General features: G+C 72.8%; 18 protein-coding genes. 11 read left to right on the forward strand and 7 right to left on the reverse strand.

Annotation, left to right across the window (positions count from 1 at the left end):
• Positions 1 to 88: 88 nt before the first annotated feature.
• The 6 genes from B446_RS33150 to B446_RS33175 form a co-directional block, all read right to left on the reverse strand.
• The gene (locus B446_RS33150; protein WP_020937768.1) at positions 89 to 2,596 is read right to left on the reverse strand and encodes an acyl-CoA reductase; all 2,508 of its coding nucleotides are present in this window, start codon (positions 2,594 to 2,596) and stop codon (positions 89 to 91) included.
• A complete protein-coding gene (locus B446_RS33155; protein WP_020937767.1) occupies positions 2,593 to 3,759 on the reverse strand; it encodes an acyl-protein synthetase LuxE in 1,167 nt (388 codons plus the stop codon). Before B446_RS33155 ends, B446_RS33150 begins: the two co-directional genes overlap by 4 nt.
• Entirely contained in the window at positions 3,756 to 4,955 is a 1,200-nt protein-coding gene (locus tag B446_RS33160; protein ID WP_020937766.1) for a GNAT family N-acetyltransferase, read from the reverse strand. The genes B446_RS33155 and B446_RS33160 overlap by 4 nt, the downstream gene beginning before the upstream one ends.
• Positions 4,952 to 6,244, reverse strand: a complete 1,293-nt coding sequence (locus tag B446_RS33165; protein WP_020937765.1) for an MFS transporter — start codon at positions 6,242 to 6,244, stop codon at positions 4,952 to 4,954. The genes B446_RS33160 and B446_RS33165 overlap by 4 nt, the downstream gene beginning before the upstream one ends.
• Complete coding sequence (locus B446_RS33170) at positions 6,241 to 7,503, reverse strand: phenylacetate--CoA ligase family protein (protein WP_020937764.1); 1,263 nt, start codon at positions 7,501 to 7,503, stop codon at positions 6,241 to 6,243. Before B446_RS33170 ends, B446_RS33165 begins: the two co-directional genes overlap by 4 nt.
• 399 nt (positions 7,504 to 7,902) lie before the next feature.
• Positions 7,903 to 9,420: an MFS transporter gene (locus tag B446_RS33175; protein WP_020937763.1), complete on the reverse strand. Its 1,518-nt coding sequence runs from the start codon at positions 9,418 to 9,420 to the stop codon at positions 7,903 to 7,905.
• A gap of 341 nt (positions 9,421 to 9,761) precedes the next feature.
• Between B446_RS33175 and B446_RS33180 the strand changes: the two genes are divergently transcribed.
• Positions 9,762 to 10,499, forward strand: coding sequence for a flavodoxin family protein (locus B446_RS33180; RefSeq protein ID WP_043477320.1), 738 nt, complete (start codon positions 9,762 to 9,764; stop codon positions 10,497 to 10,499).
• Positions 10,500 to 10,593: 94 nt separating this feature from the next.
• Here the strand turns inward: B446_RS33180 and B446_RS33185 are convergent, their stop codons facing one another.
• A complete protein-coding gene (locus tag B446_RS33185; protein ID WP_043474564.1) occupies positions 10,594 to 11,106 on the reverse strand; it encodes a GNAT family N-acetyltransferase in 513 nt (170 codons plus the stop codon).
• Positions 11,107 to 11,336: 230 nt separating this feature from the next.
• Here B446_RS33185 and B446_RS33190 point away from each other — a divergent pair, with 230 nt between their 5' ends.
• The 10 genes from B446_RS33190 to B446_RS33235 all read left to right on the forward strand — a co-directional run bounded on the left by B446_RS33190 (position 11,337) and on the right by B446_RS33235 (position 25,181).
• Complete coding sequence (locus tag B446_RS33190) at positions 11,337 to 12,458, forward strand: PP2C family protein-serine/threonine phosphatase (RefSeq protein ID WP_020937760.1); 1,122 nt, start codon at positions 11,337 to 11,339, stop codon at positions 12,456 to 12,458.
• Positions 12,459 to 12,673: 215 nt separating this feature from the next.
• Positions 12,674 to 13,744 carry an MBL fold metallo-hydrolase gene (locus B446_RS33195; RefSeq protein ID WP_043474560.1) on the forward strand — a complete coding sequence of 357 codons (1,071 nt, stop codon included), beginning with the start codon at positions 12,674 to 12,676 and terminating at the stop codon, positions 13,742 to 13,744.
• A gap of 25 nt (positions 13,745 to 13,769) precedes the next feature.
• A complete protein-coding gene (locus B446_RS33200; protein WP_052352107.1) occupies positions 13,770 to 14,723 on the forward strand; it encodes a GNAT family N-acetyltransferase in 954 nt (317 codons plus the stop codon).
• A gap of 39 nt (positions 14,724 to 14,762) precedes the next feature.
• Complete coding sequence (locus B446_RS33205) at positions 14,763 to 16,184, forward strand: MFS transporter (protein ID WP_193384423.1); 1,422 nt, start codon at positions 14,763 to 14,765, stop codon at positions 16,182 to 16,184.
• A 179-nt stretch (positions 16,185 to 16,363) separates the two neighbouring features.
• Positions 16,364 to 17,767 carry a sensor histidine kinase gene (locus B446_RS33210; protein ID WP_020937756.1) on the forward strand — a complete coding sequence of 468 codons (1,404 nt, stop codon included), beginning with the start codon at positions 16,364 to 16,366 and terminating at the stop codon, positions 17,765 to 17,767.
• The gene (locus B446_RS33215) at positions 17,764 to 18,423 is read left to right on the forward strand and encodes a response regulator (protein WP_020937755.1); all 660 of its coding nucleotides are present in this window, start codon (positions 17,764 to 17,766) and stop codon (positions 18,421 to 18,423) included. Before B446_RS33210 ends, B446_RS33215 begins: the two co-directional genes overlap by 4 nt.
• Positions 18,424 to 18,631: 208 nt before the next feature.
• Positions 18,632 to 19,246 carry a GOLPH3/VPS74 family protein gene (locus B446_RS33220; protein WP_420010348.1) on the forward strand — a complete coding sequence of 205 codons (615 nt, stop codon included), beginning with the start codon at positions 18,632 to 18,634 and terminating at the stop codon, positions 19,244 to 19,246.
• Positions 19,247 to 19,277: 31 nt separating this feature from the next.
• Complete coding sequence (locus tag B446_RS33225) at positions 19,278 to 21,008, forward strand: carboxylesterase/lipase family protein (protein ID WP_020937753.1); 1,731 nt, start codon at positions 19,278 to 19,280, stop codon at positions 21,006 to 21,008.
• A gap of 297 nt (positions 21,009 to 21,305) precedes the next feature.
• Complete coding sequence (locus B446_RS33230; protein ID WP_020937752.1) at positions 21,306 to 22,646, forward strand: alpha/beta hydrolase family protein; 1,341 nt, start codon at positions 21,306 to 21,308, stop codon at positions 22,644 to 22,646.
• Positions 22,647 to 22,916: 270 nt separating this feature from the next.
• Complete coding sequence (locus tag B446_RS33235; RefSeq protein WP_020937751.1) at positions 22,917 to 25,181, forward strand: HAMP domain-containing protein; 2,265 nt, start codon at positions 22,917 to 22,919, stop codon at positions 25,179 to 25,181.
• Positions 25,182 to 25,195: the final 14 nt, after the last annotated feature.

The following is a 25,195-nucleotide window of genomic DNA, read 5'->3' on the forward strand; positions in this document are numbered from 1 at the left end:
CTGGGTCGGGCTGCGACGCGTTGCTTCGCGTCGCAGCCCGGCCTTCTTCCCCCCTCCGGGGCCCCGTCCCCCTCGGCCCCGACTGGCGTCAGCTGCGCAGGTCGATGACCGTGCGCAGTTTTCCGCTGGTCGGGGTGCGTTCGAACGCGTCCCGGGGGACGGTCCGCACGGTGAGTGTCAGCAGTCCTTCTTCCTCGGCCGAGGCCAGTTCCGTCACCTCGTGCGCGAGTGCCGTGCGGGCGGCCTCGGGGTCGGTGGCGTACTGCTCGTCGAGGCGGACGGTCAGCCGTTCCCGGTCCGCGCCCGACTCGACGACCATCTGCACCTCGCCGTGGTAGGCGAGCCGCTCCTGCGCCGCTTGGGCGACGCGCCGGTAGTTGACGAAGTACGTGCCCACCCGCACGACGTCGCCGTAGCGTCCGAGGAGTTCCAGCCGGGGCACGTGGCTGCCGCACGCGCACGGGCCCGCGACGGCACGGCCCAGGTCACCGATCTCGTAGCGTTCCAGCCGCTGGCCCGCCCGCGCCCGGGAGGTGAACACGAGCCGTCCCGGCTCGCCCGGCGCGACCGGCCGGTCCTCGTGGGGGTCAAGGATCTCCAGGGTGTGCAGGTCGGTCAGCACATGGTGGACGGAGCCCTCGGAGGAGGCGCACTGGTAGCCCAGGGGGCCGAGATCGGTGCTGCCGTAGGCCGCGGAGCGGATGACCTGGACTCCGAAGTCATCAATGAGCACGCGGCGTTGCTCGGCCGTGAAGTGCTCGCCGCCGTAGAACACCTTCCGGATCCGGCCGTGGGCCCGCAACCGGTCGCCCTCGGCGTGCAGCAGCTGCCACAGGTAGGAGGGCATGCCGAAGAGGGTGTCCACGTCGTGGGTGATCAGTGCGTCGGCGACCACGGCGTGGTCGGGGCCCGCGGCCATCGGGATCTGGGTGGCGTTCAGCCGCTCCAGGATGGAGAAGAAGCTGATGAAGCTGCCGTACATCCCGCCGCAGTAGAAGAGGTTGGCCGCTCGGTCGCGGGCCGGGTCGAAGCCGGCGGCGAGCAGTCCGTCCGCCGCGGCGCGCATCTGGTTGTCGTAGTCGGCGCAGGTGAACACCGACAGCGCGGGAGCGCCCGTGGAGCCGCCGCTGCGGAAGTACAGGTGTGCGTGGCGCGGGTCCAGGGTGGCGAGGGCACTTTGCACACCCTCCTTGCCCAGCAGCGGTGCGTCCGGCGCGGGAGGCAGAACGGGGGGCGCTGTCAGGTCGTCGGGGCAGGCGACGGTCGTGAAGTCCGGGTCCGCCGTGCGCAGGCTCACCCTGCGGCTGTAGCGCTGCAACGCGTAGACGCCGTCGTGTGGTTCGCCGTCGTAGCTCTCCAGCATGGAGCCGACCGGGGTGACGCGGGTGACACCCGCGGCGAACATCGCCCGGGAGAGCGCGGCCACGTCGGCGCGGTCGCCCGCGACCGCCGCCGTCTGCAGGTAGCGGCGCATGGGCCGCAGCGTCGCGGTGACCGCGTGCCGGGGCAGCGGCTTGACCCGGACGCTGCGGTGGAGCGGAGAGGCGTCGAGTGCGGGCCGGGTGTCGGCCAGCACCCGCCAGGAACCGTCCTCGGCCGCGAACACACGAGTGAGACCCAGGTGTTGTTCGAGCAGGGCGAGCTGCTGCACGGTGGTGATCTCGGCACGTTCGGCCGGGCCTGGCAGCGGCGCCGGCCGAGCGCCGGAGACCTTCGCCAGCCGCTCGGCGAACCGGCCCGCGAACGCGAACAGTTCCCCGGTGTCCTCGGTGTCGAGGTAGATCACCTGCGGGCTGGAGCAGGCCTGTTGTTCCAGTCGGCAGACATCCTCGGCGAGTACGTCGAGCACGTCCACCTCGGACGCGGCCCGTCCGGTGAGGTAGGCGAAGGAGATCCGATGGCCCCACGCGACCACCTGGCAGCCGGACGGGGCCAGTTCGCCCGCCGCCCGTACCGCGTCCTCGCCACCCCACACCGCGATCGTGTCGGCGTGCCCGCACAGCGCCTCGAGCCACGCGCGGCGCGAGGACGGGAAGCGCAGGGCGACGACGCGTTCGGCGATCAGCCCGGACGGGTCGGCGGCACCGAGGGCGGCGAGCAGGTCGAGGGCGAGACCCGGGTCGGAGCTGCTGGTCTTGAGCACGTTGAGGTTGCCCGCCAGCAGTCCCTCGACGACGCTCAGCGGCGCCACGGCCGCTGCGTTGCCCGGTGCGATGTGCACCAGCAGGCCGACCGGTGCCCATGCCTCGTACACCGTCTCCCGGGCGTCCGGCCGGGTGAGCCGTTCCGGGCGCAGGCCCCCCAGCTCTCGCCTCAGCTTGCGCTCGAGCGCCTCCCGGGTCAGGGCGGCCGCCAGCTCGCCCAGGACGGCAGGGGCCTCCCCGGCGGGCAGGTGGGCGGCCAGCCGCCCGTACAGCGCGGAGGCGGGGTCGGTCAGGTCGCGGGCGACCGCGGCGCAGGCGCCGAGCACCACGTCGGTGGGCAGGGGACGGCTCAGGACCCGTCCGGCGAGCTCCGGCAGCGCGTCGAGCCGTCGGCCGGCCTCTGCCTCGTCGACGAACTCGCCCTGCCAGAGGTGGAGTACGGAGGTGGTCACGCCATTCCCTTCATCAGTTCGGCGGCGGCGACGGCGCAGCTGCGGTTGCGGCTCACCCCGGCACGGCCGTGCACGGTGAACCAGTCGGTGGACGACGGGCACGGGCACTCCTCGCCCGGATGCAGCGACGCGAGGTCGCCCATCACCACGCTGTGCGCGGGCACCGAGGTGATGTACGGGCTGACCAGGTGCAGGAACCCGCGTTCGCCGTACGGCAGCGGGCGCAGCGTCCCGGTGTCCCGCACCGCCGCGCGTGACCACACGGGCACGTGCAGCCGGTGCTCGGCGCACTCGACGTAGGGCACGCAGTGCTCGACCGAGCCGAAGGTGTCGCGGATCCGGTCGCCCGGGACGCCGAGCCGTTCGCTCACCTCGGCGTAGAACGCGTCCTTGGCGATCTGCCGGTCGGCGTGGCCCTTCCAGCCGCCGCCGAGCACCACCAGGGAGCCCTCGGGCAGCCGCAGCGGCGGCAGGCCCATCGCCCGCATCCGCTCCAGGGTGAAGTACAGGAACGCGGGGAAGCCCAGGATGCGCACCGGTACGTCGTCCTCGGCGTAGCGGTGGAGCGCCGCGATGCAGCCGTTCACGTCGAACTCGTGGCCGGTGCCGGTGTGCCGCAGGGCATGCGTGGTGTGCCGGGCCGGGGCGAAGTCGCACAGGTAGTTGTCGGTGAACGAGGTGCCCAGCTTGAGCGCCGGTGCCGGCTCGTAGCTGTAGAGCAGGTAGTTGACCGGCTGGTCGGGGGTGATCCAGCCGTAGTGGTCGAAGATCCGGGCCACCATGCGCTGCGCGGAGCGGATGGTCCACTCGTCGAAGAACATCTGCGACTTCTGGCCCGTGGTGCCCGAGGAGGTCAGGTGCAGGAACACGTCCTCGCGGGGGACCGACAGCACCTCATGGCGTTTGAAGAACGCGGCGGGCACGAGCGGGGTGCGCACCTCGTCGCCGACGGTGGGTGCCGCGGTCTCGGCCGGGTCGTCGAGCAGGGCGGCGAAGAAGGACGAGCGGCCGGCGTGCCAGGCGTTGGTCTCGGCCATCGCCGCGGCGAACAGCTCGTCGGCGGCCCTGCCATGCGCGTACGGCTCCGCCAGGTCGCACAACTGCTGCACATGGCCGAGTGCCGCGAGGTCGGGAACCTCGACGGGAGCGAGATGGGGTTTCATCGGGACACCTCGTGAAGGGGCAGGTAGGTGGAGGTCCAGGCACTCAGGTAGGCGCCGAGGTACGGCCGCAGCAGTGGGCTGACGGCGGTGGTGCGGAAGTCGATCTGACGGCTGGTGCGCGACAGCACCACGTAGTCGTGCAGGCGGTCGTGGATGCGCCGCATCGCCGGGTAGAGCGCGCTGGGCACGAACCCCGAGGCGAGGAAGACCTCCAGGGCCTCGGTGTCGGCCAGTGGCAGCAGCGCCTCGGCGTAGTCCGCGCCCGCTCGGGTGACCGTGGTCATCAGCCCCTCGAGGGCCCCGGCCACCGCGGCGGGGCGGGGGTGGACGGCGACCAGGGCGCAGCTGCCCGCGACCGGGTCGAGATCGGCGTACGCCTCGAAGCTGCCGTCGGCCGCGGCCAGCACCGCGTTGGGCGTGTGCAGCGGGAAGAACCGGTCGCCGGCCTGGGGGAAGAGTTCCAGGAAGCGCCGCCGCACGAAGCCGGGAGCCGCGATCAGCTCGATCGGCTCGGCTCCGGTGGTTCCCGTAGTTCTAATGGCCTTGGTGGCCTTGGTGGCCTCGCGCACCCTGGCCGCCGTGCCCGCCGTGCCCGCCGCGTCCCGGCTGGAGCCGCTCCGGGTGTCGGCGTAGTCGATGCCCACGCCGGCCGACGCGGCGGACAGGAGCGCCGACAGCCCTTCCGGTACGGCCGCCACGGGTGCGCGCCGGTCCAGCACGCCGTCGGCATAGCGGGCGAACAGCGCCAGCGTCTCGCACCCGTCGACCTCGACGGCGTTCGGCAGCAGGCCGAGCGGCCGGAAACCGTTGCGCACGACGACGGCTTGAGGGCCCGCGGTGACCACGCGGACGGTGGCGTACACCGAGTCCAGGCGGCCGGTGCCGAACGCCTCCCCGCACACCGCGCCGGTCAGCCGGGAGGCGAGTCCGCCGCCGCGGTGGCCCGGGTGGACCGCGAGGCCGACCAGCTTGCCGATGCGGCTGCCGGGCTCGGTGACGACGACTGCGGAGCCGACGAGGGCGCCGCCGGACGCACGGGCGGTGAGCCAGTGCGCGGTGCCGTCCGTGAGCAGTCGGCGCATGACGACCGGGTCGCTGCCGAGCGGCACCGGGTAGCCGTGGCCGTACACCTCGAAGTACAACTGCCGCAGCTCCGCGATGTCCTGCACGTGGGCGGGGGAGAGGACGACGGTCATGACCGGTCTCCCGCCGGAGCCGCCGCCGGTGAGGTCGATGTCCGCCGTGCGGCGGCGTCATCACGGTCATCACGGTCACCGAGCCACCACAGCGTCAGCGCCACGGGTACGAGCCCGGCGCCCTGCGCCAGACACAGGGTCCGGGCGGTCAACTGGTCGCCCAGCGCGCCGAACACGAGCGACGACACCGGGAACGTCGCTCCCAGGAGCGCCTGCATCACGGCGAAGAAGCCCGGCTTGTCGTCGGCGGGGACCAGCCGCTGGAACAGCGCCACGAACCGCACGCCGATCACTCCGACGCACCAGCCGGCGACGGCCATCGAGCCGAGAGCCGCCGCATGCTGGGCGAACAGCCCCGGCAGCGCGAGGGCCGCCGCCATCACCGTCAGGCACGCGCTGCCGACGGCGACCGGGCGGCCCGGCAGACGTCCGCCGGTGAACGACCCGACCAGGGTGCCCGCACCGAGGGCCGCCTCCAGGGAGGCGACGGTCGAGCCGCTCGCGTGCAGCACCTGCCGGGTGTAGAGCGGCATCACGACGTAGACGGCCGTGGTGAAGATGTTGGCGGCGGCGAAGCAGACCAGTACGCGGCGGATGAACGGCAGCTCGGCCAGTATCCGGCGCAGCGTGCGCCGCTCGGATACCGGGCCGTCCGAGGGCGTGGCCGTGGACGCGGGGCGCGGGAAGCGCGCGGAGACGACCAGCAGGGCGGCGAGCAGGTACGCGGCGGCGCAGGCGGCGACGACCGCGTCCAGCGAGCCCGCGTCCACCACGAGCGGGCCGAGCAGCCCTCCGCACAGGCCGGCGACGGACTGCGTGGACAGCTCGAATCCGGTGGCCGCCTCGATGTCGGCGTCCTCGACGAGTTCCGGCACCGACGTGGTCAGGCACGGGTCGAACACCGCCTGGCAGCCGGCCAGCGCCAGCCCGACCGCGTAGGCGGCGGCCACGGGCAGCGTGCCGGTGTGGGCCACGACGGCGGCAGCGGCGGCCACCACGCCGGCGACGGCCGCCGCCGCGGCCAGCACCGTGCGGTGCGCGTGCCGCTCGACGACGCGCGCGACGACGGGGGCGAGCAGCACCGCGGGCAGGGTGCTCACCATGAGGAAGAGGCCCGAGTCGAGACCGCGGTGCCGGCCGCCCGCGTATCCCACGAGCCACCACACCGCCCCGACCTGGAACATCCGCCCGGCGGCCTGGGTGAGGAGCTGACCGGCCCAGACCCGGCCGAAGGAGGGGTTGCGAAGGACGAGCGGCAGGCGCCGCGCGGGCGCGGGTGCCGCGCTCACGAGTGCGGCCGTTCGTCGAGCACCCGGACGAGCTTGCCGGAGCGGGAGTTGACCGCCAGGTCGCGGTGCCGCACCCATTCGACGGCCAGCGGGTCGACGTGCCCGGCGGCGGTGGCGTCGGCGTAGAACGGACGCTGGGCGAGGACCGCCGCGACGACGGCGGTGCCCAACTCGGCGCGTACGGCGCCCGGTTCGGCGACCGCGAGCCGCAGCACGAGACCGTCCCGGCCGTCCCGGCGCCGCACGACGAGCTGGACACCGGTCACCTCACCCGAGGTGTCGGCGGCCGCGACGACGTCGTGGACGTCCTCGGTGTACAGGGAGACGGGACCGACCCGCACCCCCTCCTCGGCGCGCCCGAGGATACGGAAGACACCGGCTGCCCGGTCCACCCACTCGGCCCGGTCGCCCGCCGGGTAGCGCAGGACCGGCATGAGCCGACGGCACAGACTGGTGACGACCAGCCGCCCGGGCACACCGTCGGCGTCGACGGGCAGGTCGGTCTCGTCGTGGAGGATCTCGACGAGTGTGTCGGGGACGAACGCCCGGTGCACACGCGGGTCGTCGCCGGGCACGGCCGCTCCCAGGAGTCCCGCGTCGACACTCGCATAGCCGAGGGAGCGCGGCTCGGCGTTCGGGAACGCGGCCTTGAGCAGCGGAAGCTGGTCGCTGAAGAGGCATTCGCCGCCGAAGAACAGCAGTTCCACGTCCGGCAGTGTCCGCCCGGCGTGGGCGAGGCGCTCGGCGAGCGCGCACAGGGTGGTCGGTGTGCCGGCGACGACCTGGGCCCGGAACTCCTCCAGGGTGGCCGCGGTGGACTCCCAGGGCGACGCGCCACCGATGGGCAGGCGGACGTTGGCCACGGGGGAGCGGTGCAGTGAGTCGAGGACGAAGCTGAAGCTGGCGTACAGGTCGCCCGCGTAGAAGAGGTCCGCCACGCGGTGACCCGGGCGCAGACCGGCACCGGCCAGACCGCGGCCGAACGTGGCGGTGAACTCCCGCCACTCCGTGCGGGTGTAGTAGGAGAACTTCGGCGACCCCGTGGTTCCGCCGCTGCGGAACACGACGGCTTCGGCCAGCGGAGCGGTCAGCAGCCGGTTGTCCCGGGGGGAATTGGCCCGCCAGAATTCGGCCTGCGGCACCACCGGAAGGTCCGTGACATGAGCCACTTCGTCGGGGAGCCGGGAGTAGAGCTCACGGTAGAAGGGGGAGTTTCGGCGGGCGAAACGTACGAGCTCCGCGAGTGGTTGAACGGGCATCGATTCCTGCTCGAAGGCGTGGTCCGCCGACAGGAAAAGGCCGGCGGGCGCGACGGATCGAGTCCACTGACAGGGACCGGGTCGCGAGGGATGTGAAGAAGCAGAGCACCGCTGGTGAGCGGGCGTCCGCAGGACCAGCGTATCTCACCATTCGGGACGCCTCTTGCGCCAACTGCCCATCCATGGAAGGGGCTTGAATGCCCGCGGATGCGTTCGGCGGACCATCGGTTCCACCGGAACCGGAGACGGTGATCACATCAAGGGCATTGATATAAAAGCCTGTTGCGGAAGGCTCAAGCGTTCCTTATGGAACGAGGTCCGATCATGGCATTCCAGGGCATGGCCGGAAAGCGCTGAGGCCGAATGCGGCCGGACGTATTCGGTCAGGAGATTCTTCGGTCAGGTCTGGCGCGTGTGCATCGGATTGTTGGCGACTTCGTCCGGACATGTGCGGCGTGGCCCGTGTTCGCGCCGGTCGCGGCTCCAGTCGGACAGGGCGAGGGCCAGGGCCGCCGCCATGCCGACGAGTGCGGCGGCCAGGGCGACGGCGAGGGCGCCGCGATGGTCGCCGTTCCTGCCGAGCATCAGGTAGTAGAGGCCGGGCAGGGCGGCGGTGCCGACCGCGGCCCCGAGTCGCTGGCCGGTCTGCAGAGCGCCTCCCGCCGAGCCCGCCATGTGCACGGGAACGTCGCGCAGGGTCATGGTGATGTTGGGGGAGACGACGAACCCGCTGCCGATGCCTCCGAGCAGCAGGACGGGGGCGGCCAGCCAGGGAGCGGTGCCGATGGGGCCGTAGCGGAGCAGCAGCGCGGTGCCGCCCAGGCCGAGGATCACGCCTGTGAGGCCGCACACGGTGAGCAGACGGCCGAACCGCTCGACCAGCCGCCCCGCGACGACGGCCGCGCCGGCCGAGCCGACGGCGAACGGGGTCACCGCCAGGCCGGACCTCAGCGGCGAGAAGCCGAGGCCGTGCTGGTAGAAGAGGGCGAAGACGAGCCACACGCCGCTGAAACCGATGAAGTACAGCGTGCCGACGCCCGCGCCGACGGCGTACCCGCGCACGGTGCTGAACAGCCGAGGGTCCAGCAACGGCTGGGTGCCCCGGGCGACGAGCCGGCGCTGCCACTGCACGAAGGCGGCGAGCACCGCCGCGGCGACCGGGAAGAGCCACCACAGGCGGCCGAGGCCGCCGGAGTCCGCCTGGACCAGCGGGTACATCAACGCGAGGACCCCGGCGCCGAGGAGCAGCACCCCGGGCACGTCCACGTGTCCCCGGCCGGAGCGCTGCGTGTGGGGCAGCAGACGTCGCCCCAGGAGGACGGCGAGGATGCCGATGGGCAGGTTGACGTAGAAGATCCACCGCCAGCCCTGCCCGCCGGAGGCCAGGGCGAGGATGGCGCCGCCGGTGATCGGGCCGGCGGCGGCGGAGATGCCCACCGTGCCGCCGAAGAACCCGAAGGCCCGGCCGCGCTCGGCACCCCGGAACATCTGCTGGATGAGCGCGGAGTTCTGTGGCGCCATGAAGCCGGCCGCCAGGCCCTGGGCGAGGCGGGCCACCACCAGCAGCGTGATGTCGGGGGCCGCTCCGCAGGCCGCGCTGCAGATCACGAAGCCGCTCAGGGCGAGCAGGAAGATGCGCCGCCGGTCAAGGGCGTCGCCGAGCCGGCCGGCGGTGACGAGGGCCAGGGCGAACGTGAGGGCGTACCCGGACACCACCCACTGCACCTGCGCGGGAGAAGCGTGCAGGTCACGCTGGATGGTGGGCAGTGCCACCGCCACGATCGTCACGTCGAGCAGGCTCATGAAGCCGGCCACCAAAGTGACCCACAGGGCTCGCCACCGGCGCGGATCCGGCTCGTACCCCGTCTCCTGGACGTCCGGCTCACGGCCGTCCCCCGCCGCCGACGACTTCGTCACCTGGGCTCCTCTCACCCGGGCCGCACCCGGACGACCCAAGTTCCCCGACCTGGGCGTGAGCACACACGGTGGCCCGCGACCCGGTCACCTCCGGGAAGCGGCCCTGCCCGAACACCATCCTGCGCCGTGGTGCTCCCGGACGGCTCAGGGCCGCTGCCCTGCTCCGGCAGCCACCACAGACGCCCCGAACGGCCGCCGGCCGGCGACGTGATTCGACTGTCAGGGTGGTTGCCGGCCCGCCGTTGTGCCGTGACCGCCGTCGAGTGCGCCGCGCCCGCACGATGGGGAGCCGGTACCGCCGTGACGGGCACGGCGGCACGGCACCCGGAGGCACCGAACTCGTGACCAGTGATCCAGGGGCGATCGACGCACCACCTGCCGCCTACGACGACCTGCGCGCCGTGGTCTTCAACTGCACGCTGAAGCGGTCACCGGAGCGCAGCAACACCCAGGGGCTGATCGACCGCAGCGTGCGCATCATGCGGACTCAGGGCGTCCAGGCCGACGTCGTGCGCGCGGTCGATCACGACATCGCGACCGGAGTCTGGCCGGACATGACCGAGCACGGCTGGCGGACGGACGCCTGGCCGGCGCTCTACGAAAGGGTCATGGCCGCGGACATCCTCGTCCTGGCCGGCCCGATCTGGCTCGGCGACAACAGCTCGGTCATGAAGCGGGTGATCGAGCGCTTGTACGCGTGCTCCAGCCTGCTCAACGATGCCGGGCAGTACGCCTACTACGGCCGCGTCGGCGGCTGTCTGATCACCGGGAACGAGGACGGCGTCAAGCACTGCGCGATGAACGTCCTCTACAGCCTGCAGCACCTGGGCTACTCCATCCCTCCCCAAGCCGACGCCGGCTGGATCGGCGAGGCCGGTCCCGGTCCCTCCTACCTCGACGCCGGTTCCGGCGGACCGGAGAACGACTTCACGAACCGCAACACCACCTTCATGACCTGGAACCTGCTCCACCTCGCGCGCCTCCTCAAGGACGCGGGTGGCATCCCCGCCTTCGGCAACCAGCGCACCGCCTGGGACGCAGGCTGCCGCCACGACTACGAGAATCCCGAACACCGCTGACCCGGAGCACGGGGTGCGTACCCTCCGGGTACGCCCCAGCCCCTCGCCTCGCCTCGCCTTGCCTCGCCTCGCCGTCCGGTCCGTGAGCGGGAGCTCAAGGCGTCAGTTCGGCGGCCAGGAGGTCCATCAGGAGGCCGTCGTGCCAGGTGCCGTCCGGACCGCGCTCGTACTGCCGCATGATGCCCACCGGCCGGAACCCGACCTTCTCGTAGCAGCGGATCGCCGCGGTGTTGTCGGCCGCCGGGTCGATGACCAGCCGGTGGTAGCCGCACGCGTCGACGAGGTGGCGGGCCAGCGTGCGTACCGCGTCGGTGCCCAGTCCGCTGCCGTGCACGGTGGGCGCGAGGAAGAGATCGATTCCGGCGTGCCGGTAGTCCGGCTCCTCCTCGGAGTACCACTGGATCATGCCGACGATCCGCCCCTGGTGCTCGACGGTCAGGCAGTGGGACCCGGGGTCTTCGACATCGGCCGCGACGTCGGCTTCGAGGTCGTCTCCACCCCTCCACCGGGCACGTACCTCAGGAGTGGCCCGGATGGCCGCGAGGGCGGCGACGTCCTCGGTGACGGTGGGGCGGAGTACGACGAGAGCACCGTGCAACACAGTCATGGCCCGGGACGGTACGCGAGGGGAGGTCCGTCTCGCGCGGAGGTTTTCCGGGGACCGCTGGGTGACGTCCCGCGGGGCGGCTGGGTCTTGGCCATGCAGGCCGGTGGGCCGTAGCCGGGGAAGAGTGCTCCCCGCTCCGGCTTCTCCGGACCCGGAAGGCAGCACGGTGCGCGGCCCCAGCCCCCGGAGCGGGGCGTGCCCGCACACAAGGTGGGTGGAAAGCTTGGGGCATGGCGTTGCGACCGTGGCGGGAGTTCCGGTGGTCCTGGCGGCCGGGTCACGCACCCGCGCTGATGGTGATCCCGTTGGGGCTGATCGTTGTGGTCTGCGTGGTGGACGTGCTGGCTCCGCCGCACGTTCACCTCGGGCCCCTGCTGGTGGCGGCACCGGCGATCACGGTGGCGTTCGCCGGCGCCCGCGTGACGGCGCTGATGGGAGCGCTCGCCGTGGCGGCGCAGATGCTGATCGGTGTGCTGCGAGAGGGCCTGTTCACCGCCAACATCCAGGCCCAGGTCAGCGCTCTGGTCGTCGTCTCGGCCGTCTGCGTCGGCATCTGCGTCCTACGGGACCGGCGTGAGCGCCAGCTGCACCGGGTGCGGTCCGTCGCCGAAGCGGCGCAGAGCGTGCTGCTGCAGCCCCTGCCCGGCCGCGCGGGCCCGCTGCGGATCGCCGGCCTGTACATCCCCGCCGAGGAGGAAGCCGATCTGGGCGGGGACCTGTACGCGGCCGCGCGGACCGACCACCACAGCACCCGGCTGCTCATCGGCGACGTCCGCGGCAACGGCCTGGCCTCGATCAACAACACCGCCCTGCTCCTCGGCGCCTTCCGCGCGGCCGCCCACCGGCAGGCCACCCTGCCCCGCCTCGCCATCCACCTGGACGCCGCCTTCCGCTGGGACAGCAGCCAGTGGTGCTCGCAGACGGAGCAGGACACCGGCGAGGACTTCGCCACCGCGATCCTGCTCGACATCCCCGACCACGAACCGGTCGTCCACCTCATCAACTGCGGCCACCCACCGCCGCTGCTCCTGCGCGGCACTCACCTCACCCCCCTCACGCCGGAGGCTAGCCACCTTCCGATCGGACTCGGCGGCGCCTTCGGCATCACCGCCTACGAGGTGCAGACATTCCCGTTCGAGGTCGGCGACCTGCTCCTCCTGTACACGGACGGCGTCATCGAAGCACGTGACACCGACCACCTCTTCTACCCGCTCACCGAACGAGCGGCCGCGTGGACCAAGGACGACCCCGACGAACTCCTGCGCGTTCTCCACGACGACCTGCTGGCCCACGTCCGCGGCCACCTGAACGACGACGCGGCCGCCGTCGCGATCCGCCGCCTGGCCCTCTGAATCCCCGGACCCGGGATACCTCCGCGCCGGCCCGGGCGGCGACCACTGCGTGACGGCGACCGCTGTGTGACATTGGCGTCCCGCCCGCGCGGGTGGAAGCATGACGGCGTGCGGCGCTCGCGGCCGGTCCGGTCGGCGCGACCGCCGGGGCCTGCGGCTCGCACCAGGGATCCGCTTCCCCGGTGGGCCGGTTCGGTGGGGAGGCGGTTTCCGGCATGTGTGACGATCACGGGTATGCGGGGGCCGAGGCGGCCTGGTCGGCGCCTCGTGCCGCGCAGGGGCCGGCCGTCGACCCGGTGACGCTGCCGGAGGTCGACGAGGTCAGGGTCACGACGATGGTCGACAACACCTACGACGCCCTGCTGGCCTCCGCCGAAGGCGTCACCCGGGCGTCGGCGGGCGCCGGGTGGACCGCCGCTCGGCAGTTCGCCGGCGGTGAGACCCCCGCCGGGCTCCGTGCCGAGCACGGGTTCTCCGCCCTGGTCACCGTCCGAAGCGGCGGCGCCAGCACGACGCTGCTGTTCGACACCGGAGCGTCGCCGGACGGGCTGTCGGTGAACGCCGAGCGTCTGGGCGTCGATGTCGGCGGCCTGCAGGGCGTGGTGCTCAGCCACGGGCACTTCGACCACGCGGGCGGCTTCGACGGCCTGGCCCGGCTGCGCGGTCGCTCCGGCCTGCCGCTCACCGTCCACCCCGCGGTCTGGACCCGCCGGCGCCTCGAGCTGCCGGCCGGCCAGGAGCTGAAGATGCCCACGCTGTCGCGAGGTGCCCTGGAACGCGAAGGGTTCGAGGTGATCGAGCGGCGGCAGCCGTCGCTGCTGGCCGGCGGCATCCTGATCACCGGCGAGGTGGACCGCGTCACCGAGTTCGAACACGGCATGCCGTCGGCGCACCAGGCCTGGGACGGCAGCGGCTGGCGGCACGACCCCACCGTCATCGACGACCAGGCACTCGTCGTCAACGTGCGCGGCCGGGGACTGGTCGTCGTCACCGGGTGCGGGCACGCCGGAGTCGTCAACATCATCCGGCACGCCATGAGGCTCACCGGCGTCAGCGGACTGCTGGGCCTCATCGGCGGCTTCCACCTGAGCGGCCCTGCCTTCGAGCCGGTCATCGGCCCGACGGTGGCAGCCCTCACCGCCCTCGCCCCCGAGCTGATCGTCCCCGGCCACTGCACCGGCTGGCGCGCCCAGCACGCCCTCGCCGCGGCCCTTCCCGACGCATGGGTGCAGACCAGCGTCGGAACCACCTACACCCTCGGCGCTGCGCAGCCGGGCGATGCCTGATCCGACGTCCCGGGAGGGTCGACCGATGCCAGACCCCACGCCTGCCCTTCCTCCCGGGTACCGGGCAGCCCCGGCGACGATCCAGGACATCGGCAGCATCCATCGTCTGGTCTCGGCCTGCGAGTGCGAGATGCACGGCCAGGCGCGCACCGACCCCGGGGGCGTCGCCGCCGTATTCGCCCGGCCGGGACTGATCTTGGAGCTGGACACCCTGTTGATCCACGACCAGGCGGGCCGGCTGGCCGCTCGAGCCTGGGTGGACCGGCGCTCCGAGGTGGACGTGCACCCGCAGCACCGCGGCCGCGGTCTCGGCGCCGCGCTCCTCGACTGGGCCGAGGCGAGGGCCCGTCGGGCGGGGAGCGAACAGATCGTCCAGACCGTCCCGGACGACCACAGGGACGCCGTCACGCTCCTGCGCTCGCGCGGCTACGAGCCGATGGTGACCGAATGGCTGCTTCAGTTCGCCATGCCCGACGAGCCGACGGTACCCGAGCCGCCCGCGGGCATCACGGTGAGGCCGTTTCACACCGGCGATGAGCATGCCGCGTACCAACTCGTCGAGGACGCCTTCGACGAATGGCAGCAACGGCGCAAGTCCTACCCCGAGTGGGCCCGACACACCGTCGAACGACCGACTTTCGCCCCCGCGATGTCGGCACTCGCGTTCAACGGCGACCGACTGGTCGGCGCCGCCGTCTCACTGGACCTACCGGAGACGGGCGAGGGCTACGTCGAGGAGGTCGCCGTACACCGTGACCACCGCGATCAGGGCATCGCCCGCCTGCTGCTGCGCCACGTCTTCCGCGCCTTCCACCGGCAGGGCCGGCGGACCTGCACCCTCGCTACGCACTCCGACACCGGGGCACTCGCCCTGTACCTGCGGGTGGGCATGACGGTGCGGTACAGCTCCACGGTCTTCCGCAAGGGCCTGCGACCGGCCGAGGACGTCGCCAGGAACGCGGATGAACTGAGCAGGTAAAACTGGACAGCCTAGACTGATGATTCTACGGTGGACTCCATGACCGACCGGACCACCGCCGCACAAGAGGACACCAGAACGAGCGAGTTCGATCGCCGGCTGGTGCCCCCGATGGTGCTCGGCTCGATCCTCAACCCGGTCAACTCCACCATCATCGCGGTCGCCCTGATCCCCATCGGCAAGGCGTTCGGAGCGCCGCCGTCGCAGACGGCCTGGTTGGTGTCGGCCCTCTACCTGGCCACCGCTCTGGGGCAGCCGATCGTCGGCCGTCTCATCGATCTCTTCGGGCCCCGGCGCCTGTTCCTGCTCAGCACCGGCCTCGTCGGCGCCGCGGGGCTCGTCGGCACCCTGGCCCACGGCCTCGGACTTCTCGTCGCGGCGCGCGTCCTGCTCGGTTTCGGCACCTGCGCCGGCTACCCCGCCGCCATGGCCCTGATACGCAGCGAGTCCGAGCGCACCGGCAAGGACAGTCCCGCGCGCATCCTCACCGTCCTGGCCGTGGCCAACCAGACCATCGCGGTGATCGGCCCGCTGCTCGGTGGCCTGCTGATCGGGCTGGGAGGATGGCGCTCCACCTTCGCGCTCAACATTCCCCTGGCCGCGGTCGCGGTCACCCTGGGTGCCCTGCGCCTGCCCGGACAGCCGCACAAGCGCGCCGCACCGAGCGGCCGCCCGACCACGCTGCTCGACCTGCCGGGCATGGCCCTGTTCGCCGCGACGCTGTTCTCCCTGCTGCTGTTCCTGATGAACCTCCACGCACGGACCTGGTACCTGCCGGTGGTCACCATCGCCGCCGGCACCGCGTTCACGCTGCGGGAACTGCGCGCTACGACGCCCTTCATCGACCTGCGGGTGCTCGGGGGCAACGCACCGCTGCTGGCCACCTATGGGCGTGCGCTGGTGGCCTACGTCGTCTCCTACGCGTTCCTCTACGGCTTCACGCAGTGGACGGAGGAGGGGTACGGACTCTCCCCCTTCCACGCCGGACTGGTGCAGATCCCGATGTTCCTGGTGGGGATCGCCGTCTCCGTCACCGTGGGGCGGCACAGGGGCGTCCGGGGCAAGCTCCTGCTCGGCGGCGTGGGCCAGCTCGCCGCCTGCGCGCTGATGCTGACGCTGAGCGCGGCCAGCCCCCTCTGGATGCTCGTGTGCGTCGCCGTGGTCTTCGGCGTGCCACAGGGCGCCAACAGCCTGGCCCTCCAGAACTCCGTGTACTTCCAGGCCGATCCGCAGCGCACCGGGTCGTCCGCCGGACTGCTGCGGACGTTCGCCTACCTCGGCTCGATGGTCGCCTCCTCGGCCACGGCCGCGTCCTTCGGACAGCACGCCGGCACGGACGGCATGCACCACCTCGCCTGGATCATGCTCGGGGCCGGAGTCCTGTACCTGCTCGTCACCGTCGCCGACCGGAGCCTGCGCACTCCGTCCACGGGCACGGCGCACGAGCCCGGCGGGCGCTGACCGTTCCGGAAGGTCCGGCGCGGCCACGACCGCGCATGGCCGCGCCCGAGCTGCTGGGCCGGCCCTCCGACGAGCGCGGCTCCGCGCCCTGCCGTGTCATCCGGTCGGCGGCCTCCGTGCCCGAACAGCCCCGGGCTTGTCGCGACGGTCCGCCCCGCGCCCCTGGATAGGGTCGGGGCGTGGATGGCAGCAGGACACACCCGGACGGCGCGTCCGCCGGGCAGGCGCCGGGTGAACCGCCGGCCCGGGCGGCACGGAGGCTGTGGTGGGCCTCGGCCGCCGTGGTCCTCGCCGTGCTGGGCACCTCGGTGGTCGTCGCCGGCGCGGAACGCGGTTCGCGGCTGCCCGTCGCCGTGCTCCTGGTCCTCACACAGGCCTGCGCCCTCAGATGGCAGACGCGCGCCCCTGCCGCCGTACTGGCGGTGAACGCGGTGACGGGGCTGACGGTGTGGGCGCTGCTGCCCGCCGTGTCCCTGACCGGCGCGCTGCTCGCGGCGCAGATCACGCTGTGCGTGCTGTCGGCCACCAGGCCGCGGCGGATCTCGGTGCGGGCGCTGGCGGCGATGTGCCTGCCGGCCCCGCTGGCCTTCCGCGCGGGCGGCGCCGCCGGCCTCGCCGTGTACCTGCTGACCGTGGTCCTGGCGTGGACCGCGGGTCAGTGGCGCCGGGCCCAGCGGGAACGGGCGGCAGCGGAGGCGCGCCGGGCCGTGGTCGAGGAACGCGCGCGCATCGCACGCGAGGTCCACGACGTCGTCGCCCACACCCTGTCGGTGATGGTCGTCCAGGCGGCCGCCGCCGACGACGTGTTCACCCGGAACCCCGGCCAGGCCCGCCAGGCCTTGCACGCCATCGAGGCAGGCGCCCGCTCGGCACTCGGTGAACTGCGCCTGCTGCTGCGCGCGTTCAGCCCGGAGGACGGTGACAGCAGGACGGGTGCGGCGGCGGACGGCGCGGCCGGGGTGGGTGTCGCGGGGGAGGGGCGGCAGCCGGGGCCCACCCTGGCCCGGCTGGAGGAACTGATCGCCGGCGTCCGCGCCACCGGGATGAACGTCCACCTGCACCGCGAGGGCACCACCGACGCCCTCCCCGCGGCCGTGGACCTGGCCGCGTACCGGATCGTCCAGGAAGCCCTCACCAACACCCTGCGCCACGCGGCGGGCGCCGATGAGGTCAGCGTGCGCGTGACGGCCGGAAGGGAGGCCGTGAGGGTGGCCGTGGTGGACAACGGCCACCCGAGGCAGGGAGGCCGACGCGGCGGCCCGGTACCGGCCGGAGCGGGACGGGGTCTGGTGGGGATGAGGGAACGCGCACGGCTCGTGGGTGGCAGCCTTCGTGCCGGCCCCCTGCCCACGGGCGGATTCGAGGTGACCGCCCACCTGCCGGTGGAACCCCCGGCACGGCGCACGCCGAAGGGCACGGCTGACGGCACCGCAGAGGACGTTCCGGCGCATACGGCGAAGGGCCTGCCGGCGGACATCCCGGCGGATACGGCGGAGGACATGCCGGCGGACCCGGCAGAGGACCTGCCGGGGGAAGCGGCGGGCGGAACGGCAGCACAGGACCCGGCGGAGGGCCGGACATGACACTGCGCGTGGTGGTCGCCGACGACCAGACACTCGTCCGCACCGGCTTCCGCATGATTATCGACGCCCGGGACGACCTGGAGGTGGTCGGCGAGGCGTCCGACGGCGGGGAGGCGGTGCGGCTGACTCGGCGACTGGACCCCGACGTCGTCCTCATGGACGTACGCATGCCCGTGGTGGACGGCATCGAGGCGACCCGGCAGATCGCCGAGTCCGGCAGCCGCGCCCGGGTCCTGGTGCTGACCACCTGGGACGTGGACGCCCACGTGGTCGCCGCCCTGCGGGCCGGGGCCAGCGGCTTCCTGCTCAAGGACATCCGCCCCGCCGAACTCGTCGACGCCATCCGCCTCACCGCGCGCGGCGACGCCCTGCTGGCGCCCACCGTGCTCAGCCGTGTCCTCGACCAGTTCCTGCGTGCCACCCCCGACCCGGCGCCCCCGCCGCCCCTGCAGGACCTGTCCGGGCGCGAACGCGAGGTCCTCACCCTGATCGGGCAGGCCCTGTCGAACGCGGAGATCGCCCAGCGGCTGCGCCTGTCGGAGGCCACCGTCAAGAACCACGTCACCGCGGTTCTGCGCAAACTCGGCCTGCGCGACCGTGTCCAGGCCGTCGTCGCCGCCTACGACCACGGCCTCGTCCAGCCCCGCCGCCCCTGACGACCGTCCCTCCGACAGTCGGCCACGACCCCTGCTTCCGTGCGGCCGCCACGCCTCCCCAGGCCGCCGCACTCTCCTCCTCAAGGAGGAGACGGTGACGCGATCCTCCTGTATTCCTATCGACGGACCGCCCCCGGGGCCGATCCGCCGCAGGGGCGTGCGGCCCTAGCGTCGATGTGTGACCGACAACCTGTCCTTGCCCTGTCTGATGTACCTGCTGGCCCACGACGCCGCGGCCGAAGCCCCCTACGACCGTGCCCGTACCGCGCTGCTGGTCCGCGCCGCCGCCCTGACCGACCTCGCGCTGCGCGGCCGGCTCAGGGAGGACGGCGGCACGGTCACCGCGTCCGGAACCCCTCCCACCGGTGACGTGGTCCTGGACGGCGTGTTGCGCGAAGCCGGGGACGGCCACGGCTTCAAGTTCCTCGTGCGTCGCCACCGCAAGCGGACCCTGGCCCAGGTGGAGGACCAGCTCGCCGCGGCCGGCCTGCTACGGGTGAAGGAGCCCCGCACTCCCTTCGGCGCCCGCCGGCCGGCCGTGACCGACCCGGCCGAGCCCGCCGCCCTGCACGCCCGACTCGCCACCGCCCTGCACGACGCCACGCCCGTACGCGAGCTGCCCGCCACCGACGCCGCGCTGCTGGCCCTGGCCTCGGCCGGTGGCATCCGCTCGGTCGTCTCCCGCCGCGAAGACAAGACCTACCGGGCCCGCATCGACGCCTGCACCAAGTCGCTCGCCTGCCTCGCGCCCGGTCTGGAGCACGCCGTACGGGACCTTCCGACGACCATGATCGCCGCACAGGGCGGCATGGGCGGCAGCTGACCGGGCTCGACCCGACCGGAACGGGGAGACGATGACCGTGCACCGCGCCCTGATCACCCTGGGCTGCGCCCTGACCACCGTCCTCGCGACGGCTTGGACCACCGCGTACTCGACGCCGTCCACCGCCGCCACAGCATCCGCCGCGACCGCCGTCACCCCATCCGCCGCGACGGCTGTCACCCCATCCGCCGCGACGGCCGCAGTCATGACTAGGACGACGCCGACGGCGACGAAAGCCGCGGCGGCGGTGACGGTGCGCGTCCGCGACGGTCTGCTGCGAGGCACCGCCCACGGCGGCTACCGCACCTTCGAAGGCATCCCCTACGCCGCACCCCCGTCGGGCCGGTTGCGCTGGGCTCCGCCGCGCCCCGTCGTCCCCTGGCCCGGTGTGCGGGACGCGACGAGGCCCGCGAGCGCCTGCCCGCAACCGGCCGGCGAGGTGCCCGGCGGCAGCACCGACGAGGACTGCCTGTACGTGAACGTCACCACACCCGCTCCGGCCCCTGCCACCACCGGCACCCTCGTCCCCGGTGCGGTCGCCGTCGCCCCCGCCCGGCGGCCGGTGATCGTGTGGCTGCACGGTGGTGGATTCACCACGGGAGCGGGCAGCTCCTACGACGCCCACCGCATGGCCACACGGGGCAGTGTCGTGGTCGTCACCGTCAACTACCGCCTGGGCGCCCTGGGGTTCCTCGCCCACGACCGTCTGCCGGGCTCCGGCACCTTCGGTCTGGCCGACCAGCAGGCGGCGCTGCGCTGGGTCCGCGACGAGATCGGCGCCTTCGGCGGCGACCCGCACAACGTGACCCTGGCCGGCGAGTCCGCGGGCGGCTACAGCGTCTGCGCCCAGCTCGTCTCTCCCGCGTCCGCCGGCCTCTTCGAGCGGGCCGTCATCCAGAGCGGCCCGTGCACCGGCCGCCCGGACCGGCCTTTCGCCCCGTCCTCCGTCGCCCTGTCCGACGCCCGTGCAGCGGGCGCGGACCTGGCCACCCGCCTCGGCTGCGGTCGCACGCGCGCCCGCGCCCGGGAGGTGATGGCGTGCCTGCGCCGCGTCCCCGTCTCCCGCATCCTCCGAACCCAGGGGGCCGACCAACAGCCCGCCCACGCGACCGGGTTGCTGCCCCGTGATCCGGCGGCGGCGCTCGCCACGGGCCGCTTCCACCACGTCCCGGTACTGCTGGGCGGCAACCACGACGAGGGCAACGGCTGGGCCGCCGGCATCATCGAGGCCGGCAACCCCGTCACCCCCGGCACCTGGCCCGACGTCGTGGCCGCCTTCTTCCCGTCCCCGGGGCGGGCCGAGGCGATCGTCCGCGCCTACCCGGTGCACGACTCCGACGGCGGGCCGGTGTTCGGCGCGGTCATCGGCGACGCCGACTTCGCCTGCCCGACCGCCCGCACGGGCACCCTGCTCGCCGGGCAAGTCCCGCTGTGGCGATACGAGTTCGCCGACGAGCACGCTCCGCCGCTCACCCCGGGCACCCCGCCGTTCCCGCTCGGCGCCCCCCACGCCGCCGAGCTGCCCTACCTGTTCGACCTCGGCGGCCGCGCACGCGAGATGACCCCGGCGCAGCACCGCCTGGCCAACACCATGATCGACTACTGGACCCGCTTCGCCACCACGGCCGACCCCGCCGGCCCCGCCGCACCACCCTGGTCCCGGCGCACGGTTCTCTCCCTGTCCCCGGACCACGTCACTCCGGACCGACCCGGCGCCTTCTCCGCCCGCCACCACTGCGCGTTCTGGCGGGCCCTCGGGTGACCAGGGCACCGGCGGTCCTTCGCGAGGCGCCCCGACCGCCTGGAAGGCAAGAGTGGGCATCAGTGAATATTCACAACTCCCTCACGTCCTCTCCAGGTCACACGAGAGGAGGCCCGTCCGACCCTTGCCTCGTCCGGTCGCCGACCGGAGAGCGGAGCTTTTCGGGCACTTCCACGCATCCGGTCCGAAGATCGCCGCGACGGTGCCCGGGTGGGTGATGACGCACTCCGTCATGGCGGTACGGTGTGCGGCAGTCGATCCCGTGTACCGTGATCGCCGACCAGCAAGGGGGAGTTCATGAAACATCGTCGTCCGCGCCGCAGCCTGATATCCAAGGCGGCCGGCCCGGCGGGTGCGCTGGCGGTCGCGCTGGCGATGGGCAGTTCACCGGCCATGGCCGCCGGGACGACGTCCGGCAAGGCTCCGGCACCCGGGGTCTCCGCCGGTGATCCCGACCCGGACGCGCCCTGGGCACCCGAGAACGACGAGTTGCCCCTGCACCACAAGCTCGTGCACCCGGAGGCGCTCACGTCCGCCCGCACGGCTCCCTCCGCCCAGCAGCTCACGATGCCCGCGCCGACCGGGAAGTACAGCGTGGGCATGGTCGGCCTGCATCTGCGCGACACGTCCCGTACGGATCCGTACGTGCCCGGCAGCAAGCGTGAGCTGATGGTGTCGCTCTGGTACCCGGCCACCTCCACGTCCGGGCACTACCAGGCGCCCTGGATGCCGTCCATCTCCGGCGCCCACTTCCTCGCCTCGCGCGGGCTGTCGCCGCAGGAGGTGACCCTGCCGAAGACCGCGGGCCACGTCCTCGCCCCGGTGAACACCAAGATCGGCAAGCTTCCCGTCCTGCTGTACTCGACCGGGTTGCACTCGGACCGGGCGATGGGTACGGCGCTCGCTCAGGACCTCGCCAGCCGTGGCTACCTCGTCGTCACGGTCGACCACACCCACGACGCCAACGAGGTGCAGTTCCCGGGCAACCGGCTCGAGCTCAACAGGATGCCGGCGGGCTCCCACTCCTCCGACACGCTCAAGGTGCGAGCGGCCGACATCAAGTTCGTGATCAACGCCCTCGGCAAGATCAGCAGCGGCGGCAACCCGGACGTGGGCCACGCGACGCTCCCCTCCGGGCTGTCCCAGTCGGTGGACACCTCCCGTATCGGGATGTTCGGCTGGTCGTTGGGCGGCGCCGCGGTGGACACCGCGATGCAGCTCGACCACCGCATCGCCGCGGGCGCCAACCTCGACGGCCAGTTCTTCGGAACGGCGCCGAGCAAGGACCTCGACCGCCCCTTCATGCTGTTCAGCTCCCAAAATCACAACCGCAACAACGACAGCTCGTGGCGGACGCTGTGGTCCCATCTGAAGGGCTACAAGGTCGACATCAAGCTGCACGGCGCGGCGCACCTGTCGTTCAGCGACAACGAGTGGCTGGTGCCGCAGTGGGCCCGCTGGCTGGGGCTCTCCGAGAGCCAGATCCAGCAGCAGTACGGCACGATCGACCCCGACCGTGCGGTGCAGGTCCAGCGTGTCTACCTCGCCGCCTTCTTCGACCAGCACCTGCGCCACAAGCACAGCACCCTGCTCGACGGGCCGAACAGCAGCTACCCCGAGATCTCTTTCGTCCGCTGACCTGACAGCCGAAAGGCCGACCACCTCACGGGTGCGCCTTTCGGCTGTCCGTCGCGTCGTTCCCGCGCACACCGCCGTCCGTGATCCCGCTCACTTGGCCGAGATCGAACGCGGATGTGACGGTCGCGTGACCTTAAGAGGCTATGGTGTCCGCACCCTGGAACACCTGTGCGTTCGACGCCTGTTGCCACCTCATTTGAGGAAGGACCCCCCGCTCTGCCCTCCGCACCACGGGCGCCGCGCCGACACCGCATCCGTCGCCGCGCCGATATGCCACTGCTCGGTGGGGTGCGCCCGCCGATAGCCTCACTTGTCCTGCTCCTTCTGGTCGTTGCCGCACTGACCGTCATCTGCCTCGCCGGCGTCCCCACCACGGGTATCCCGCAGGCCGTACTGGACGGCGAGCAGCAGATCGCCGCGGACACCGCGCTGTCGACGCGTACCGCGATCGAGGCCGAGGCGAAATCGGTACGGCTCAAGGCACACGCCTACCCTGCGACCAGCACGACGACACCCACGGCCGCGCTCAAAGCGCTGACCCCCGTCGGCAAGGCCGCCGCCGGCCGTGTGCTCCTCGACGCGCACTCCGGCAAACTGCTGGCGTCCGGCGGCAGGACGGTGCCGCTGGCCGGCGTCGACGTCGCCAGGACGGCGTCCGGGCACGGCGACATCCCGCCGCGGCTGGTGACGGCGAGCGGCGCCCGGGAACTCCTCTACTTCGCCAAGGTCACGCTGCCCGCGCAGCAGGACGACCCCGACCAGGACCAGTACCAGGCCCAGGGCGGCGCCGAGCGGCAGTGGCTGCTGGTGGTCTCCGAAGCACTGCCCGCCCTCGTGACGTCCGGCGACGGACGCACCGCGGAGATGCTGGACACCCACGGCACGGTGCTCGCCGGCACCGTCCACGGCGCGGCCTCGCGGACGGCCGAGGGCGGTCTGCCGGGGAAGGCGACCCGCGCGGCGCACGCGTCGGGCTCGGACACCGACGCCTCCGGGAGCCTGCTGGGCGCCGCCACCGGCAGCCGGCGCGTCGTTGCCGGCTGGGCCCAGGTGGCCTCGACGACCGGTCCGGGCGATACCGACGACCTCGGTCTGGTGGTGCTCACCTCCCGCACGGTGCCCGCCACCTCCACGGCCGTCGACTACTCGGGCTTCGCGTTCCAGGCCGCCGGGGCGCTCGTCGGGGTCGCCCTGCTGCTCTGGCTCATGCTGCACTTCTTCGTGCAGCAGCCCCTGCTGCGGCTGTTCCTGTCCGCCGGCCGGCTCGCCCGGGGCGCGACCGGCGGCCCGGAGGCCTCGATGGAGCTGTCCCGGCCGGTACCGGTGCACGGCTTCGGGGAACTGGCCCGGATCGGACGGGCCCTGGAATCACTGCGCGGGCAACTGCTGGGCGAGAGCGGCCCGCAGGAGATCCCGGCCCGGCGCGCACCGGGCCACCGGGCGCTGGCGGTGGCCGGCGTGGTGATGGTGGCGTGCTGGGCCGTGCCGATGATCTTCCTGCTGGACCGTGCGGACACCGCGACCGCGGTACCCGCACCCGTCCTCGCCGACCAGCAGGCGCGCACCGTGCTCGCCACGCACCGCATCCAGCAGTCCCTCGACCAGTCGTACACCGAACTGAACGACGCGACCGCGGCTCTGGCGGGCGCGAGCCGGGACGTCCAGACCCAGGTGCTGAGGCAGGCCCTGGACGAGCACAAGCAGTACCGCTCGCTGTACCTGCTGGACCGCTCCGGGAGCATCACCCTGAGAGTGGGGGACACCCCGCTGCGGACCCTCGTGCACGTACCCCACGGCGGCGGGATCACCACCGTCAACACCTCGGGCCGGATCCCGGCGATCGCGGCCTACGCGCAGGTCCCCGTCGTGAAGGGCAAGGCCCCGGCGGCAGGGGTGGTGCTGTTCGGCGAGATCGACGTGAAGGCGCTCAACTCCATTCTGCCCAGGCCGAAACTGGGCACCGTATGGCTGACGGACGACCACGAGAGGGTGCTGGCGGCGAGTGAGGGCTACGAGGCCTTCGAGTCGCTGCCCAACTCGGACCTGACGCGGCTGGCCCGCGCCACCCAGGGCGCCCCGGGGACCCCGGGAACCGCGACCTCGGCGGTGCACCTCACGTCGTCCGGCCCCTCGGTCGACGCCGCCGCGCCGTTGGCCAAGAGCGGCCCGACGGCCCGCCTCGGCTGGCACCTGGTGACCGCGGAGCCCGCCGCGGCGCTCCAGATCCCCGCCGTGCAGGCCCAGCAGCGCACCATGCTCGCCGGCATCCTGGCCCTGGCCGCCGGTGCGGCCTGCCTGGGCTGGCTGCACGTCGTGGTGATCCGGCCGCTGCGCGCGGTGGCCGCCCTCGTCGAGCGGCTCGCCGGCGGAGACCGCCGCACCGTGCTGCATCCGGTCAACCACGACGAGATCGGCTCGATCACCCGCAGCCTGGAACTGGTGCGCCAGGCCCTGGCGGACCGCGACCGGGCGGCCCGGTCGGCCCCCACCGCCGGCCCCTCACGGCCGCTGCGCGAGCACACCCCCCAGCGGTAGAAGGACGGAAATCG

Source organism: Streptomyces collinus Tu 365 (assembly GCF_000444875.1).
GTDB classification, from domain to species: Bacteria; Actinomycetota; Actinomycetes; order Streptomycetales; family Streptomycetaceae; genus Streptomyces; species Streptomyces collinus_A.

Excerpts from the sequence above, each read along its gene's own strand:
- B446_RS33155 (WP_020937767.1), bottom strand. The coding sequence starts at position 3,759 with ATGAAACCCCATCTCGCTCCCGTCGAGGTTCCCGACCTCGCGGCACTC.
- B446_RS33160 (WP_020937766.1), bottom strand. The coding sequence starts at position 4,955 with ATGACCGTCGTCCTCTCCCCCGCCCACGTGCAGGACATCGCGGAGCTG.
- B446_RS33170 (WP_020937764.1), bottom strand. The coding sequence starts at position 7,503 with ATGCCCGTTCAACCACTCGCGGAGCTCGTACGTTTCGCCCGCCGAAAC.
- B446_RS33185 (WP_043474564.1), bottom strand. The coding sequence starts at position 11,106 with ATGACTGTGTTGCACGGTGCTCTCGTCGTACTCCGCCCCACCGTCACC.
- B446_RS33190 (WP_020937760.1), top strand. The coding sequence starts at position 11,337 with ATGGCGTTGCGACCGTGGCGGGAGTTCCGGTGGTCCTGGCGGCCGGGT.
- B446_RS33195 (WP_043474560.1), top strand. The coding sequence starts at position 12,674 with ATGTGTGACGATCACGGGTATGCGGGGGCCGAGGCGGCCTGGTCGGCG.
- B446_RS33200 (WP_052352107.1), top strand. The coding sequence starts at position 13,770 with ATGCCAGACCCCACGCCTGCCCTTCCTCCCGGGTACCGGGCAGCCCCG.
- B446_RS33205 (WP_193384423.1), top strand. The coding sequence starts at position 14,763 with ATGACCGACCGGACCACCGCCGCACAAGAGGACACCAGAACGAGCGAG.
- B446_RS33215 (WP_020937755.1), top strand. The coding sequence starts at position 17,764 with ATGACACTGCGCGTGGTGGTCGCCGACGACCAGACACTCGTCCGCACC.
- B446_RS33220 (WP_420010348.1), top strand. The coding sequence starts at position 18,632 with ATGTACCTGCTGGCCCACGACGCCGCGGCCGAAGCCCCCTACGACCGT.
- B446_RS33225 (WP_020937753.1), top strand. The coding sequence starts at position 19,278 with ATGACCGTGCACCGCGCCCTGATCACCCTGGGCTGCGCCCTGACCACC.
- B446_RS33230 (WP_020937752.1), top strand. The coding sequence starts at position 21,306 with ATGAAACATCGTCGTCCGCGCCGCAGCCTGATATCCAAGGCGGCCGGC.
- B446_RS33235 (WP_020937751.1), top strand. The coding sequence starts at position 22,917 with ATGCCACTGCTCGGTGGGGTGCGCCCGCCGATAGCCTCACTTGTCCTG.